Consider the following 15,138-nt stretch of genomic DNA (forward strand, 5'->3'; position numbering starts at 1 on the left):
AATCATGAAAAATGTATTTGATAAGGGGGAACTAAAATGGAACTAATTCCTGAGTCCACTGATTTGATGGATTATCTGAAGGAATTGGATGTTGTCAATTTTTCTCATCCTTTAATTCAGAAAAAAATTAATGAATTGTTTCATGAAGGGCAGTCAGAAATGGAAAAGGCTAAAATAGCATTTGAATTTGTAAGAGATGAGATTTCTCACTCTTGGGATATACAAAGCACAAGAGTTACATGTAAAGCTTCTGAGGTTCTTTACTATAAAGAAGGAATTTGTTATGCCAAAGCTAACCTATTAGCGGCTTTGTTAAGGTCTCAAGGAATACCGACAGGTTTTTGTTATCAACGGCTAATGCTATTCGATACACCTGACAAAGGTTATTCCCTTCATGCACTTAATGGCGTTTTTCTTAAATCATTAAATCGGTGGATTCGTTTAGATGCTCGTGGAAACAAAAAGGGAATTGATGCCCAATTTTCAATTGACGAAGAAAAGTTAGCTTTTACTCCCCAAAAAGAATTTGATGAAAGAGATTACCCAATAATTTATGCGAAGCCACATCCCAAAACAATTGCTGTTTTAGAAAAACATACAGATGCATTAGAAATGTATAAAAATCATTTGCCAGAATATTTATAATTGTTAAGTTGACTGATGTGATAGTTAAACAAGGCAGTCTAGGGTGATGGAAGTTATTCGTCACCTTTGCCATGTCTTTCTGATTACTTAGGTGTACGGGGTGTTTTTGTTCTTTTTAGGAAAGGGATAATAGCATGGATTGTTGAACTCTGTAAGATAGGGGGTGGATATATGTTGCAAAAGTTGTTGCTGACAGGAAAAAGAATATCTCTGCGGACACCAACACACGATGATCTGCCAATTCTGTATAACCTGATATACGGTGTGGAGAATCCAGAATGGAAAAAGTACGATGCTCCTTATTATCCACTTGAATTTTGTACTTTTGAAAAATTTTCTAAGAGAATGGAAGAAAGAATGAATGTTACGGATGTACCAAGTCAAATGATTATAGAATATCAAAGTCAAATTATAGGTATGGTTAGCTATTACTGGGAGGATGAACGTACACGATGGCTTGAAATGGGAATCGTCATATATTCTCCCGAACATTGGAATGATGGATTTGGAACGGAAGCATTATCTTTATGGATTGACTATCTCTTTGAAAATTTAACCATCGAGAGAGTGGGGCTTACGACTTGGTCTGGAAATCCACGCATGATCAGATGCGCGGAAAAATTGGGAATGCGATTAGAAGGTAGAATGAGAAAATGCCGCTACTATAATGGCGAATACTATGATTCCATTCGGATGGGTATTCTTCGTGAGGAATGGGATGAGTTTAAAAAGAATAATCCTTTATTCAACTAAGAACGATTAGGACATTCTTCTATACACAGCATGTTAAATCAATATAGCCACGTCCTCCCAAGTATGCAGAAAGACGTGGCTAGTAAGTTAGATAACTTATTTGAAGCGCAAATTTTCAGTTTTATGATCAACATGTGGTAAACGCATCACTTCCATTATTTCCATTCAAACGCCCAATTTCCGTTGCGGAAAATTGGTTCGCGTTTGCCGTCTTTCGTAACGCCATCGATGTTTAGTTCGGCAGAGCCAACCATAAAATCTTCATGGATGAGGCTATCGTTGACCCCATGTTTGTCGAGCTCTTCTTTGGACATAGCGGTGCCGTTTTGAATGTTCGTTGGATAGGCCTTTCCAAGCGCTAGGTGACATGCAGCGTTTTCATCGAACAACGTGTTATAGAAAATTAAATTCGATGTGGAAATCGGTGATTGATGTGGAACGAGTGCCACTTCTCCTAACCGGCGCGCTCCTTCGTCCGTATCCAATAAATGCTTTAATATTTCATATCCTTTTTCAGCAGTGAAGTCAACGACTTTTCCATCTTTAAACGTAAGGGTAAATCCATCTATAAGGTTGCCGTTATAATTGAGCGGTTTGGTATTGCGTACCTTGCCATTGACCCCGTCTTTATGCGGCATCGTAAACACTTCTTCCGTCGGGATGTTCGGGTTAAAGCGAACGCCTTTCTCGCTGACGGCCGCACCGCCATGCCATACATGGTTTTCTACAAGTTCGATCGTTAAGTTTGTTCCAGGCGCTTCATAGATGAGTTGTTTATATTGTTTATTGTTTAAGTAATCAACGATTTTGGCGAGTCGGTCGTTATGTTGCTGCCACGCTTGGATAGGGTCGTCCTGGTCGACGCGGGTAATGCGGAATATCGCTTCCCATAGCTTGTCGATCGCTTCTTCTTCACTGAGGTCTGGAAATATTTTTTTCGCCCATGCCGGCGTAGGAACGGAGATCAATGACCAACAGTTTTTATCCGCCATTAAGGCACTGCGATAATTGCGTAATGCTTGAGATGCGGTTTTATTTGCCGTTGCGATTCGTTTCGGATCAATGTCTTTCAATAAATCCGGGTTTGGCGAATAAATGGATAAAAATGCCGCTCCTTCTTCCGCAAGCTGTTCCATTCCTTTCGCACGCCACATTGGATATTCCAAAAACGCTTCGTCGGGAGCATATTTGAATTTAATGTATGTAAGATCTTCGTCATTCCATTCGACATAGACGTGTTTGGCGCCGACTTCATATGCTTTTTTTGCGATTTTCCGCACGAGCGGCGCGGCTTCAAGCGGGGCGTTCACAAAAAGCGTTTGACCTTTTTGGACGTTGACGCCGACTTGAACAGCAAGCGCGGCATATTTTTCTAAATTTTGCTCCCAATTGCTCACGTTTTTCACTCCTCGCTTTTCATAATTATTTATGTAGAATTTTATTATATATGAAGAACTCGGAACATTCAAATATTTGGATGAATTGGTATTGTTAAAAAGGCGAGAAACAATTGGTCAGAAAGTATAAGACGAAGATACAGCCATTGATGTTAGTTTAACGTTTTTCTCAAGAAGTTTATCACCTCAAGATGGAATGTAGGTAGAAGAGGTTCATTCAATGGATTTCAACGCGAATATTATTTTGCTTTCTATCCATCATTCTCTAAAACGGTTACGGTTGGCCGAAATAACGAATCAATTAGCATCCTTATAGTCGTTTCTAATATGCCAAGCTCTTATTTTGTTTATGAAAGACGCATAATGATTGTAGATGCGGAATAATTTGAATAATAACCATGTCTCGTTGGAGAAAAGGAAATCGAAATACTGTGTAGTCTATTTGCATCGTCTTTACCGATGATGCGTTCAGTAGACATCAGCCAGTATCGTCATTGTGTGTGATGGTTTATACTGGCTTTTTGTTTTGCCGTGATGAGTTTCGTTTACGAAAGGAGGAGCATCGTCGCGAGTTATTTTTATTGTTGAAGGGCGTGCAACGAATGAGTGGAAGCAATGATAGGCAGACAGGGCTGTATGTCTATGGAGGGAGGAGAATTTGGATGAAAACAGCGGATATTATCATTGTCGGTGGAGGAGTAATGGGATCGAGTGTAGCTTTTCATCTTAGGAAAATTGGCTTTGATGGCAGAATCGTTGTTTTTGAAAAAGACCCTTTGTACGAATTCTCCTCTACGCCAAGAAGTGCGGGAGGAATTCGACAGTTGTACACAACGCCGATTAACATTCAATTAAGTCGATATAGCCTGCAAATATATAAGCAATTTCCTGAAACGATGGCGATCGATGGCGAACCGGCGGAGATTCATTTTCGTCAAAACGGCTATCTCTTTTTAGCTACGAAAGAAATGCTTCCATCGTTAAAAAAACAATGCTCGCTGCAAAAACAATACGGTGTTCCATCACAAGTATTATCATCCCAAGAGTTATTGGACATCATTCCCGAACTAAATATTAATGATTTAGCGGGCGGGCTTTATTGCCATGAAGATGGCTATTTAGATCCTTATTCGGTGATGCAAGGGTATAAGAAAAATGCGCAGCGATTAGGAGTCGAATATATTTATAAAGAAGTAGAAACGATCACCACTGATGAAAGCAAAGTGAGCGGAGTTCGGCTCGTAGACGGTACCGTGTATCACGCTTCGATCGTGATCAACTGCGCTGGGGCATGGGGAGTATATCTTAGCGAAAAAATCGGTATTCCGTTGCCGGTTCATCCGTTAAAACGGCAAATTTTCCAATTTGATATAGCAACACCGTTAAAAAAGGAATTGCCGCTGACGATTGATCCAACCGGCGTGTATTTTCGCCATGAAGGAAGTAAAATTTTGTCGGGCTTTTCCGAAGATACAAAGCCGGGAATTGATTTCACCGTGACACGTTCCTTGTTTTATGAACAAATGTGGCCGATTTTGGCGCATCGCATTCCAAACTTTGAAGCGGTGAAAGTAACAGCGGCGTGGGCAGGACTGTATAGCTTTAATACGGCAGACCATAACGCCATTATCGGAAAACATCCGTCACTTCATGGATATTATATGGCGCTCGGATTTAGCGGGCATGGCATGCAACAGGCGCCGGGAGTCGGTATAGGATTGGCAGAATTAATTTATTACGGAAAATACAAAACGATCGACCTCACACCTTTGCGTTTCGAACGATTCGCGGAAAACGACTTAGTGTTGGAAGATGCCGTTGTGTAAGAGCAAGTTACCATAAGCAGAGAAACGGAGGATACGCAATGTTAGTGCTTGATAAAAAAGCAATGCTCGAAACCGTTTCGATGAAAGATGTCATGGAAGCGATGGTGCGGGCATACCGCCTCTATGAGAATAAACAGTACGAAATGCCGCTAAGAACTCAGCTCCAAGACAATGAAAATACATTTTTGTTAATGCCTTCAATTGCCCATCAATCGTTCAGTCTGAAAATTGTAAGCGTTTTCCCGAGGAATCAACAGCATCCTGTAACGCAAGGAATGGTTATATTAATAGACCGTCAAACCGGAAGCGCAAAAGCGTTGCTCAACGGTACCGTTTTAACCGGCCTGCGCACGGGAGCAATCGGAGGGCTAGCGGTAGATTATTTATCTCCAGCCGATGTAAAAACCGTCGGGCTAATCGGTACAGGATATCAAGGGCTATATCAATTGCTAGCTGTTTGCACGATTCGCAACATTGACCGCATTTACTTGTATAATCGAACATCATCTAAGTATTCCGCTTTTATTGCTGCACTGAAAAATTTCCTTCCACCGGAAGTAGAGATCCATGTTGCCGCTCAACCACTTGATTTAGTTCAGGAATCCGACATCATCATCACCGCTACCACATCATCAACGCCTGTGCTGCCAAATGAGACAAATATATGGAATGGCAAATTAATTGTTGGAATAGGATCATACCAACCTCATATGAGAGAATTTCCTGATGCGTTATATAAAAATGCGGCATGCATATTTGTCGATACGCTCGATGCCTTAGAGGAAAGCGGAGATATCCGCTATCCAATGGAAAGGGGTTGGTTAACGGAATTGCAAATGATTGCTTTTTCTAAAGTCGTCACGAACAAGGTGAACTATACTTTTCGATCGGATTGTCCGACTATCTTCAAGTCTACTGGCATGGCGCTGTTTGACCTTGTTGTTGCGGAAATGATGTATGAAAGAGCGATGGCAAAACAGACGGGTGCGTACGTCCATTTGTAAACTAGCCAAAAAGGAGTGGGCCCCATTGCATACGATCATTATGGCCGAATTTATTCTATATTGCTTATTTATGTTAGTCATTGGTTATTTGTATAGTAAAAAAGATATTAACCATTCCGATTTTCTTTTAGGCGGGAAAAAGCTGCCAGGATGGGCTTTAGCATTTTCGGAAAGAGCTACCGGCGAGTCTGCTTGGCTGTTGCTAGGATATACGGGATTTGTATTTGCGACCGGTCTATCGGGAATATGGGTAGCAATCGGGATTTCGCTAGGAATTATCTTTTCATGGCTGTTTTTAGCGAAGAAGTTTATGAAAGAAACAAATGAATATAAAGTGCTGACATTGCCGGGTTATTTAGCTAAGCGGTTTGGAGCGCACGGAAAAATAATTTTATGGATTTCTACAATTCTTATTCTTAGCTTTATGATGTTTTATTTTGGCGCACAAATTGCAGGGGCGGGAAAAACCCTTTTCACTGTTTTTCGTATTGATCCTGTGATGGGAATGATTGTCAGCACCATCATTGTGGTTATTTTATCGTATGTAGGAGGATTTATAAGTGTTGTATGGACAGATATGGTTCAAAGCTTAATTATGCTTGCGACGCTAGTAGTGCTTCCGATTGTCGCTTTGTTTCATATTTATAGCGGAGATTTATCCATCAGCCAGGCGCTGCAAGCCGCTGAGCCAGGAATTGATTCGTGGACTGGCGGAGTGACTGGATTTGCCTTAGGATTACTGCTGTTTAACAACTTTGCTTGGTTTTTTGGCTTTCTTGGCGGCCAGCCGCAATTAAGCGTGCGTTTTATGGCGCTGAAAAATGACAAAGAGGCAAAAACCGCCAGCATCATGGCGATTGTATGGACGCTTTTAGCTTATAGTGGCGCGTTTTTAATCGGAATTACCGCCATTACGTTGTATCAAGGACATCACTTTGCCGATGTAGAAACGGTTTTGCCGTATATGACATTAGACCTTTTGCCGCCGTGGATTGCCGGAATACTGCTATCTGGAATTCTCGCTGCCATTATTTCCACGGCAGACTCCCAGCTCCTCGTTGTCACTAGCTCCATTAGTGAAGATATCATTCGAAACGCGTTAGGAATGAAATTAACGGAAAAACAATTAGTGAAAATTTCAAGAACTGTTGTCATTATCATGGGGATAGCAGGGCTAATCATTGCGTTAACCTCTGAATCGCTAGTCTATCTTGTCGTCAGCTGGGCGTGGGCGGGAGTCGGATGTACGCTGTCGCCGGCGATCATTTTGACGTTCATTTGGAAACGATATTCCGGTATTGGTGTGATTGCGACGATCATTGCCGGATTTGCCAGCACGATTATTTGGATTTCCTCACCTCTTGAAGCAATCATCAGCTCACGTTTTACGACTTTCTTTATTGCCATGCTCGCTGGGGTTCTATTTAGTCTCCTTTTCCCAGATAAAGAAGAAATGAAAGAAATTCCGACTGAAACAACCATATAATATTTCATAATTGTTAAAAGGAAACATCTCCATTCATCGTTGAGGAGGTGTTTCCTTTATGCAAACATTCAACAAAGAAAAGCAATTTTTGTTATAACGAAATTAATGCTGGAAACCAATGTAGAAAAGAGATTACAATAAAATTGCCACTATTTATACGATAAAAATGTTATGTTAACAATACCCGGAAGGAGAAAACAACCATGACGCAAAAGAGCCAAAAGTTGCTGCTTATTGACGGGATGGCGCTCTTATTTCGATCGTTTTATGCGACCGCGCTTTATGGGAATTTTATGTTTACAAGCGATGGGATTCCGACAAACGCAGTTTATGGGTTTGTCAAACACTTGATCGCTTCCGTCCATCATATAAAGCCAACGTATGTTGTTTGCTGCTGGGATATGGGAAGCGCGACGTTTCGAACGGAAATGTTTCCGATGTATAAGGCAAACCGAGGTGAGCCGCCATTAGAGCTTATCCCGCAGTTTGAACTAGCAAAGCACGTTGTTTCCGCGTTTGATATTCCGAACATTGGCGTACTGGGAGCGGAGGCAGATGATTGTATTGGAACGCTCACAAAGCAGTGGAAAGACGAAATGGATATTGCCATTTTGACAGGGGATCGAGATTTGCTGCAGCTTCTTTCCGAAACGGTAACGGTATATCTGCTGGACAAAGGAATTGGAAATTATCATATCTATACGCTCGAGCGGTTTCGAAAGGAGATGGAAATACTGCCATCGCAATGGGTCGATGTCAAAGCATTAATGGGCGACGCAAGCGACAATTATCCGGGGGTACGCGGCATCGGTGAAAAAACGGCGCTAAAATTAGTGCGCCAGTATGGTTCGATAGAAGGAATCCTTGAACATCTCCCCCTTTTGACAAAGTCGCAGCGGCAAAAGTTGCAAGAGCATGAAGAGATGTTGCATCTTTCTAGAAAACTAGCGAAAATTTATTGCGATCTTCCGATAGCGCTGCGAATCGAGGAGGCGAAGTGGAATGTAGACAAAGAAAAAGTGGAGCAGGCTTTCCTCGCTTTAGAATTCAAAGGATTGGATCGCTTGTTGACGTATACGTAAAAACCAGTTTCGGACTGGATTTTACGTATATGTCATCTCATGTAATCGCTATCATTCAACATCAACCCATGTTTGGGCCCACTCTTCAATCGCTTCAATTACCGTTTGCAAAGCACGCCCTTTTTCGGTCAACGTATATTCAATACGCACTGGCACTTCCGGATATACGTTGCGGTTTACAATTCCTTCTTCCTCTAACTCTTTTAATCGTTCTGAAAGCAGGCGCCCGCTGATTGGAATCGACGCTTCGATTTCGGAAAAGCGCGTTTTTCCTTCTAACAATTGACTAATGATTAATCCGACCCATCGTTTGCTTAATAATTTCATTGCGGCTTCGAATCTAGGGCATAAATTCGATGGAGAACAGGACGTTTGTATCATTTTTTTTCTCATATTTCCCACCTTTAAGAATATATTGAATACGTTCGCCATTGTTATAGTTCTATTTTACGATATATTAAAAAAAAGGAAAAGACGGAAAATGCTATATGGATGTAACCGCTTGCGCACGATTTCATCCTTCCCGTTTCGTTGCGAAGTTGTCAAAACTTTATTAAGAAATTGTGAAATAGTGAACAAAATCATTTTCATTCCTATAAAAAATAGTACGATATAAGTGTAAGGAACACAAAAATGGGAGGGGATGAAACATGTTTGTAAAATGGCTGCGCGAACATGCAAGCTCTGCTGCAATACTAACATTGTTTCGCTTATATCTTGGATATGCTTGGATCACGGCAGGATGGCATAAAATAGTGGATGGATTTGACGCAACAGGATTTTTAAAAGGCGCGCTCGCAAAAGCATCTGGTGAGCATCCAGCCGTACAAAGTTGGTGGGCTGCTTTTATCGAACATTTTGCCTTGCCAAACGTCAGGGTGTTCAATGTGTTAGTGCCTTGGGGTGAATTATTAGTAGGTATTGCACTTATTCTTGGTCTTTTTACAACGTTTGCTGCGCTGATGGGAGCAGTCATGAACTTCGCATTCATGTTCTCTGGAACAACTAGCACCAATCCGCAAATGATTTTACTAACTATGTTCATCCTTGTTGCAGGTGCGAACGCAGGAAGATATGGTCTCGATCGTTGGGCGGTTTCTTACATTCGTAAATTTATGAGCAAAACGCCTCGTCCACATCGCCCAGTCGCATTTCATAGATAGATGGATGATCAACGGCCGTGCACTTACGGTTTTAGAAAGTGCTCGGCCTATTTTTTTATTCCTGCGTATAAGCGAAATCTCCCTGAAATATATATAAAGGTGAATTGGATGTTTCGCGTGTTGGCAGAACAAATACATGCAACGATATTTTCCGTGCTTTTACATTATTATCAATTTGTTTTTAACATCGTCTTTTTGCTAGTTTAAGAGTGCGAAATACTCGCTCTTTTTTTCCTTTGATGGTATTATAAGGATGGAAAAGTAGATATAAACAGTTTAGGATGAGGAATCTAAAAAGCTAGGGGAACGAAACGAACGAATGAATGTACAAGGATTTAGCCATGTGACCATTAATGTGAAGAATTTGGCTCGTTCGCTTCGTTTTTATGTAGACATATTAAACATGAAGCTTGTTCATCGCGGACGAAAGGATGCATATTTAGAATGGGGAAGCGCATGGATTTGTTTGCAGGAGCGTCCGGACATGGAAGATCAGTGTCCGCAGATTGGCGTGGATCATGTTGCATTTTTCATCGATGAGCAGCATTTTTGGGAGGCGGTACAGCATTTAAAAGCAAATCATGTGCCGATTGTCCGGGGACCGACTCAGCGCGGCCGCGGTCTTTCGGTCAACTTTCTTGATCCGGATGGCACTCAATTAGAATTTCATACATCCACATTGGCGGAGCGAATGAAGGTATGGAAATAAATACGAGAGGGTAAATGCGATGATAAACACAGCGATAATTGCGGGTATGGTTACCCAGCTAGTCATTTCACTTTTTGTGCCGATTGGCTTGCTTTTATATTTTCGAAAAAAGAAATGGCTTTCGTGGAAGCCGTTTGGCATCGGCGTCCTTATTTTTGTTCTATTTTCGCAAGTGCTGGAAAAAGCGCTGCATGTTGTGATGATTGACCCGAGCGGCACCTCATTAAAATGGACGGATAGTGTAGCGTTGTTTGTCCTGTATGCGACATTGGCAGCGGGAATTTTTGAAGAAGTTGGCCGTTATATTGGTTTTCGATGGATGTTAAAAAAGCACCGCGATTATAAAGACGGGCTGTCGTTTGGATTAGGGCACGGCGGCGTCGAAGCGATTTTGATCGGCGTGCTTGGCGCCGTTAACGCAATCGTTCTCGCAAGCTTGATTCAATCCGGCGCGTTCGACAAGATGATTGCGCCGACGCTTCCGAAAGAACAAGCGGCGTTCTTAAAAGATATGGTGCTGCAGACCCCGTTTTCTATGTATGTGTTAGCTGGCCTTGAGAGAGTGTTTGCGATTGCGTTCCACATTGCGATGTCACTTGTTGTATTGCTTGGCGTGCGCGAACGGAAATTTCGCTATGTCATCTATGCGATTTTGCTGCACGCGCTAGTGGATACTGCGCCTGCGTTATACCAAGCGGGCGTTGTCGCGAATGTTTGGCTGATCGAAGCAGTGGTCTTTTTATTCGCGGTCACGGCATTTTTGTTTACACGTGAAATAAGGAAAAAATTTGAAAGCAGGGGAGAAGAATGAAGATTCACGTCAAACGATTAGATCATGTGCAAATTTGTATTCCAGTGGGAGCCGAAGATGAAGCGCGCGCGTTTTATACCGATTTGCTCGGCTTTACGGAAATCGAAAAGCCGGAAGCGTTAAAAGCGAATGGCGGACTTTGGTACAAAGTCGGCGATATCGAGCTCCATATCGGAGTAGAACAGCGCGATGGCTATAATAGTAAAAGCCACCCAGCGTTTGAAGTCGAAAACATCGATGAAGTGCGCCGCTACCTAGAAGAAAATGGTGTCCCGACGCAAGATGAAAAGCCAATCCCAGGCGTCACTCGGTTTTCGTTCCGCGATCCGTTCCGCAATCGGATTGAGTTTTTAGCGAAAAGATAAGTTGAAGGTAGTTGAGTATAAAATAAAGTTTGTTTTTGCTCCGTGATTTTCCAAATTTTTATTAATTATCAAACACGGCGATGAGCTAGTTGTCTAACATATATGAATAATAGTGGATTTTTCGGAAATTGTGCGAATGGAGCAGTGCGAGATTTTTGCTGGCACGTATATATAAATAAAAAATATAGAGACACATGAGGAGAGAAGATAAAAAAGCAGCAGAAGAAAGGGATGTTGTTGTTTTCAGTCTCTTTTCGCCATTCGCACGTATGTCATTCATGCTTACACAAAAATAACTTCCCCTCCTGTATATGAAGATTTTGGCGTTACAGGGAGGGAAGTGCATTATTAAGGAAGATGAACCGTTTTTACGTGTATTATTTTCCAAAATACAGATTCCCCGCTAGCTGTTACAAGTTCAATGATGTTGTTTTGTACTTGCTTAAGCAATCCGATTTTCATTGGATGATCGCCTAAATCAAATACGGCTAACTGTCCTTCAAATTTTTTTAATTGTTCTTCTAACGATCTTTGCAGTGGAATGTCGGTTGGTTTCACTGGCAGTACTTCATTGCCTAGTGTGTATGGAGTAATGTTTGTCTGATAAGGGGTTAGCCATTTCAGATGGTTTAGAGAAATAAACATCGTCTTATACACTGGTGAGTAGAAAACGAAGTAATCATTTAAAATAGCTGTAACATAGCCATGGATCGATTTATTTCCTGTCACATAAATTTCGACAAAGCGTCCTTTCGCGTTGGTTAATGTTTTCCGATAGGAAATCATGTCATCTTCATCAAAAGGTAATTCAGGCGTCACACCCAATAATTCCGCAGATGGGTTCGTAGATAATCTGATGTTGTGAATGTGCAAATGAGGAATATAAAAATATTCTTTTCCGTTATAAATTACAATGATATCTAACCCTACATCGACAAGTATTCCTGCCAACATTACTTTTCCTGAGACTTCTAGTTCTACTTGCTTTCCGATTAAAGAATGTAGGTTATTCATTTTCTCCCTCCTTTCAACAGAATAAAGGAAAGTAGTAGATGCACAAATTCGTTCACACTTGTGCATCTACTAGAAAAGTGATTTTCGTGTCAGAAGCGGAAAATGACAGGAAATCGGCATTACAACGGCAATATTTATGCATGCTGCAAGGGACAGACGGTTTTAAAGCAGGGAACATGAAACGATTTATCGTTTCGGATCCCAAATATAATCAATCGTTTTAACGATTGTTTCCTTAACGATTGTTTCCTGTGGAGAGCTTCTTCGACTTGAACGCTGTTCTCTGCCCGATGTTCTGTCATCTTCTCCAACGATTGTTTCCTGTGAAGAGCTTTTTTGACTTGGACGATTGTCTTTGTCTGATGTTCTCCCATATTTTACTTCATATTCCACTTTTGTCCGCTGTTCTCTGCCCGCTGTTCTATTATCTTCTCCAACGACTGTTTCTTGTGAAGAGCTTTTTTGACTTGTATGCTGTTCTCTGTCGGCTGTTCTGTCATCTTCTATTTTGTTGGTCATGTTCACATCTTGGGAGTTTTCATTCTCAGCAGCTTCATTATTATTTTGTTGCTGCTGTTGTTGTTTGAGAAAGCCTTTTGTACCAATACTGATGCTTTTAATGTGATAAGGGTAAATCCGAATGACTTCATCATTGTTCACTAACGTATAATGTTCTCCTTCTTCTTGCACAAGAATTCCTTCTGCTGCTTCAGGACCGCCGCGGTTAATCGAGACCCATTTATAAGCAAAATAATCAAATAATTCAAGGAAGTTTTGTGCATGGATGTCATCAAAATAATTATCATAATGGATAGGGGAATTGCTGAGAGGAGTGCTTTGATCGATATTTTGATCGATATTTTGGCTTCTATTTTGCACGCTTATACTTTTGATGTGAGTTGTATTATAAAATACAATGCCATCGTCTTCCGTTAAGAGGCCCATATAATCACCGGCAACGAGGAGCACTATTCCTTTTTTAGATTCAGGACCGCCTTTATTCACCTTGACCATGCTGCCAGTTAAATTTTTTAATAATTCTGTGAAATTATTCGCTGACACCAATTCTGGATGATTATCAAAATCGATCGACCATTCAATAGAGTTAGCTTTTGAATTTTCACTGACGTTTTGGGCAAGTTTTAAGTTAGATTCAACAGAGTTAGCTGTTGAATTTTTATCGATGCTTTGAACATGTTTTAAGTTAGCGATTAAATTTTCACTAATGCTTTGGACATGTCTTAAGTTGCTATAAATATTTTCACTGATGCTTTGGACGATGTTTTGGACATGTTTTAAGTTAGATTCAACAGAGTTAGCTTTTAAATTTTCACTAATGCTTTGGACATGTCTTAAGTTATAGTAAATAATTGCGTTGTCCTTTTTTGCGTTGTTGTTATTGTTTGCGTTGTTATTTTGTTTATTGTCGTTTGATTGCTCTGGCATTAGTGCAACATAATCGGATTGAACATCTAAAAGCCTACCTTCGCAAGATTCTGGTCCCCCTCTGTATACTTTTACTCTTTTACCCACTAACGATTTTAGATAAGCATTTGACTCCACTGATTGACTATCTTTTTGTTGTCTTATCATTCATTTGTTCCTCCTTGTTATTTATCCATAATGGTTATTCGTAATGCATATATACGTATCCTATAATTCAAAAGTTATCCAACAATCGCCCAACATGAAAAAATTCCACTTCTGCCCAATCTTATAGAAGGGTAGATAGCTGATTTTTTAAATAAGTGTTTCGTTTTTCGAGAAAATCGCAAATCCACTCCGGTTCACCATCAAACTGTTCAATACGGTCTTTTATATACGGATCATTGACGACATGGGGACGCAATTGCTGATAAAGTTGCTCTACTTTTGGCTTCATAAACTCTACAGTGAATTCGTGATCCAATGTATGTTTCATGATGTCATAATACATTTTTCGGAAGCGCTTTATATCTAATAATCGAGCGGTTAACGTATTAAATCCTTCGATACGTACGTAATCATAATCCATTTGTTTGCCGTTAATATCCCGTCCCCAAGTAGCGTCAAAATCCCACGGAATGATTTCGAATAAACCGGAATCTGGATTGCGATATAGCGCGTAATTGTGAACGAAGCCATCGAAATTTTGCGTGCAAACAACTCCTGCAAGCCAGCGCAAATATTTATTGACGTCCAAAAGCTTTGACATGACAGATTCGTACTCATATTTTGGCGTTGTGTTTAATTTGAAAATGAATTCCTCCAGATATCGGTGATCCTCTCGAGTTCCCAGCTTCCTTTCATAGCCCGCATCCAAAGACGTTTTAGGGGCCTTATGAAACGAACCAATCAGCGAAAAATTAGCGTCATCATCAATCGCGTAAAAAATAGGTCCTACCGGCAATTGACGTTTTTTTAAGAAAAATTCATCCACAGATTCTAATTGAAGATAAATTCCCTCATGCTTTCCATTGATAGATAAAAGAACGTGTCGGGAAGAAGGAGAAAGGACGCCAAGTGCCGAGAAAAAATCGAGGGAAAGTTTATTTCTCATGAGAGAAGGGTCTTTATATTCCGCATTCAAGTGAAGTTCATGAACTCCATGAAAGAAGTAAGGTTTATAAAACGAGATAAAATAGGATTTTTTCTTAAATTTGCGAATGTGTGAGCCTCGATAGCTTATATCGATATGAAATTTTTTTTTTGAAACGTAAATGTGGCAGGAACAAGGTCATCGTTCCAGATGTCGCTGCGCAGCTCCCGCAAATCATTAGGATGGATATAAATCGCATACAGAGGCAGCTGACTAGTTGACATCTATCATTTCCTCCTTTCTGATCATGTTCAATAAATCCTATGTGAATGGTAAGACGCTTGTTACTCTAGGCATTTATCCAT

Annotated in this window: 14 protein-coding genes and 1 pseudogene; 10 read left to right on the plus strand and 5 right to left on the minus strand. The window is 40.7% G+C overall.

All coding sequences use genetic code 11. The annotated features are described in order from the left end of the window. The first annotated feature begins 36 nt into the window (after window positions 1-36). Window positions 37-645, plus strand: a complete 609-nt coding sequence (locus QSJ37_RS00050; protein WP_285752481.1) for a transglutaminase-like domain-containing protein — start codon at window positions 37-39, stop codon at window positions 643-645. 171 nt (window positions 646-816) lie between these two features. Next, window positions 817-1,398, plus strand: a complete 582-nt coding sequence (locus QSJ37_RS00055; RefSeq protein WP_285752483.1) for a GNAT family N-acetyltransferase — start codon at window positions 817-819, stop codon at window positions 1,396-1,398. A gap of 155 nt (window positions 1,399-1,553) precedes the next feature. Here the strand turns inward: QSJ37_RS00055 and QSJ37_RS00060 are convergent, their stop codons facing one another. Beyond that, on the minus strand, window positions 1,554-2,795 hold the full coding sequence (locus QSJ37_RS00060; RefSeq protein ID WP_285752486.1) for an aminopeptidase: 1,242 nt from the start codon (window positions 2,793-2,795) through the stop codon (window positions 1,554-1,556). A 662-nt stretch (window positions 2,796-3,457) separates the two neighbouring features. Between QSJ37_RS00060 and QSJ37_RS00065 the strand changes: the two genes are divergently transcribed. The 4 genes from QSJ37_RS00065 (at window position 3,458) to QSJ37_RS00080 (ending at window position 8,193) form a co-directional block, all read left to right on the plus strand. Further along, window positions 3,458-4,621, plus strand: coding sequence for an NAD(P)/FAD-dependent oxidoreductase (locus tag QSJ37_RS00065; RefSeq protein WP_285752488.1), 1,164 nt, complete (start codon window positions 3,458-3,460; stop codon window positions 4,619-4,621). 38 nt (window positions 4,622-4,659) lie between these two features. Then, on the plus strand, window positions 4,660-5,625 hold the full coding sequence (locus QSJ37_RS00070) for an ornithine cyclodeaminase family protein (protein WP_285752489.1): 966 nt from the start codon (window positions 4,660-4,662) through the stop codon (window positions 5,623-5,625). Window positions 5,626-5,650: 25 nt separating this feature from the next. Next, entirely contained in the window at window positions 5,651-7,111 is a 1,461-nt protein-coding gene (locus QSJ37_RS00075; protein WP_285752491.1) for a sodium/proline symporter, read from the plus strand. Between the two features lie 203 nt (window positions 7,112-7,314). After that, a complete protein-coding gene (locus QSJ37_RS00080; protein ID WP_285752493.1) occupies window positions 7,315-8,193 on the plus strand; it encodes a 5'-3' exonuclease in 879 nt (292 codons plus the stop codon). A gap of 51 nt (window positions 8,194-8,244) precedes the next feature. Here the strand turns inward: QSJ37_RS00080 and QSJ37_RS00085 are convergent, their stop codons facing one another. Further along, on the minus strand, window positions 8,245-8,586 hold the full coding sequence (locus QSJ37_RS00085; protein WP_062677840.1) for a winged helix-turn-helix transcriptional regulator: 342 nt from the start codon (window positions 8,584-8,586) through the stop codon (window positions 8,245-8,247). A 257-nt stretch (window positions 8,587-8,843) separates the two neighbouring features. Between QSJ37_RS00085 and QSJ37_RS00090 the strand changes: the two genes are divergently transcribed. The 4 genes from QSJ37_RS00090 (at window position 8,844) to QSJ37_RS00105 (ending at window position 11,241) form a co-directional block, all read left to right on the plus strand. Continuing rightward, window positions 8,844-9,356, plus strand: coding sequence for a DoxX family protein (locus QSJ37_RS00090; RefSeq protein ID WP_285752500.1), 513 nt, complete (start codon window positions 8,844-8,846; stop codon window positions 9,354-9,356). Window positions 9,357-9,675: 319 nt separating this feature from the next. Next, window positions 9,676-10,065, plus strand: coding sequence for a VOC family protein (locus QSJ37_RS00095; protein WP_285752502.1), 390 nt, complete (start codon window positions 9,676-9,678; stop codon window positions 10,063-10,065). Between the two features lie 19 nt (window positions 10,066-10,084). Then, window positions 10,085-10,876 (plus strand): YhfC family intramembrane metalloprotease, encoded by a 792-nt coding sequence (locus QSJ37_RS00100; protein WP_285752504.1) that lies wholly within the window; start codon window positions 10,085-10,087, stop codon window positions 10,874-10,876. Next, entirely contained in the window at window positions 10,873-11,241 is a 369-nt protein-coding gene (locus QSJ37_RS00105; RefSeq protein WP_081189401.1) for a VOC family protein, read from the plus strand. The genes QSJ37_RS00100 and QSJ37_RS00105 overlap by 4 nt, the downstream gene beginning before the upstream one ends. A 348-nt stretch (window positions 11,242-11,589) precedes the next feature. On the opposite strand, the gene QSJ37_RS00110 is transcribed toward QSJ37_RS00105, so the two are convergent. The 3 genes and pseudogenes from QSJ37_RS00110 to QSJ37_RS00120 form a co-directional block, all read right to left on the minus strand. Further along, window positions 11,590-12,255, minus strand: coding sequence for a DUF2642 domain-containing protein (locus QSJ37_RS00110; RefSeq protein ID WP_285752509.1), 666 nt, complete (start codon window positions 12,253-12,255; stop codon window positions 11,590-11,592). 186 nt (window positions 12,256-12,441) lie between these two features. Continuing rightward, on the minus strand, window positions 12,442-13,848 hold the full coding sequence (locus tag QSJ37_RS00115; protein WP_285752512.1) for a hypothetical protein: 1,407 nt from the start codon (window positions 13,846-13,848) through the stop codon (window positions 12,442-12,444). A 121-nt stretch (window positions 13,849-13,969) separates the two neighbouring features. Beyond that, window positions 13,970-15,057, minus strand: a pseudogene (locus QSJ37_RS00120) (CotH kinase family protein). Window positions 15,058-15,138: the final 81 nt, after the last annotated feature.

The organism is Parageobacillus sp. G301 (assembly GCF_030268025.1).
GTDB lineage: Bacteria > Bacillota > Bacilli > Bacillales > Anoxybacillaceae > Parageobacillus_B > Parageobacillus_B toebii.

What these genes read in the sequence shown, in the direction of transcription:
- QSJ37_RS00080 (WP_285752493.1), top strand. Translation starts at nt 7,315, where the DNA reads ATGACGCAAAAGAGCCAAAAGTTGCTGCTTATTGACGGGATGGCGCTC.
- QSJ37_RS00115 (WP_285752512.1), bottom strand. Translation starts at nt 13,848, where the DNA reads ATGATAAGACAACAAAAAGATAGTCAATCAGTGGAGTCAAATGCTTAT.
- QSJ37_RS00100 (WP_285752504.1), top strand. Translation starts at nt 10,085, where the DNA reads ATGATAAACACAGCGATAATTGCGGGTATGGTTACCCAGCTAGTCATT.
- QSJ37_RS00110 (WP_285752509.1), bottom strand. Translation starts at nt 12,255, where the DNA reads ATGAATAACCTACATTCTTTAATCGGAAAGCAAGTAGAACTAGAAGTC.
- QSJ37_RS00065 (WP_285752488.1), top strand. Translation starts at nt 3,458, where the DNA reads ATGAAAACAGCGGATATTATCATTGTCGGTGGAGGAGTAATGGGATCG.
- QSJ37_RS00055 (WP_285752483.1), top strand. Translation starts at nt 817, where the DNA reads ATGTTGCAAAAGTTGTTGCTGACAGGAAAAAGAATATCTCTGCGGACA.
- QSJ37_RS00105 (WP_081189401.1), top strand. Translation starts at nt 10,873, where the DNA reads ATGAAGATTCACGTCAAACGATTAGATCATGTGCAAATTTGTATTCCA.
- QSJ37_RS00070 (WP_285752489.1), top strand. Translation starts at nt 4,660, where the DNA reads ATGTTAGTGCTTGATAAAAAAGCAATGCTCGAAACCGTTTCGATGAAA.
- QSJ37_RS00050 (WP_285752481.1), top strand. Translation starts at nt 37, where the DNA reads ATGGAACTAATTCCTGAGTCCACTGATTTGATGGATTATCTGAAGGAA.
- QSJ37_RS00090 (WP_285752500.1), top strand. Translation starts at nt 8,844, where the DNA reads ATGTTTGTAAAATGGCTGCGCGAACATGCAAGCTCTGCTGCAATACTA.
- QSJ37_RS00085 (WP_062677840.1), bottom strand. Translation starts at nt 8,586, where the DNA reads ATGAGAAAAAAAATGATACAAACGTCCTGTTCTCCATCGAATTTATGC.
- QSJ37_RS00095 (WP_285752502.1), top strand. Translation starts at nt 9,676, where the DNA reads ATGAATGTACAAGGATTTAGCCATGTGACCATTAATGTGAAGAATTTG.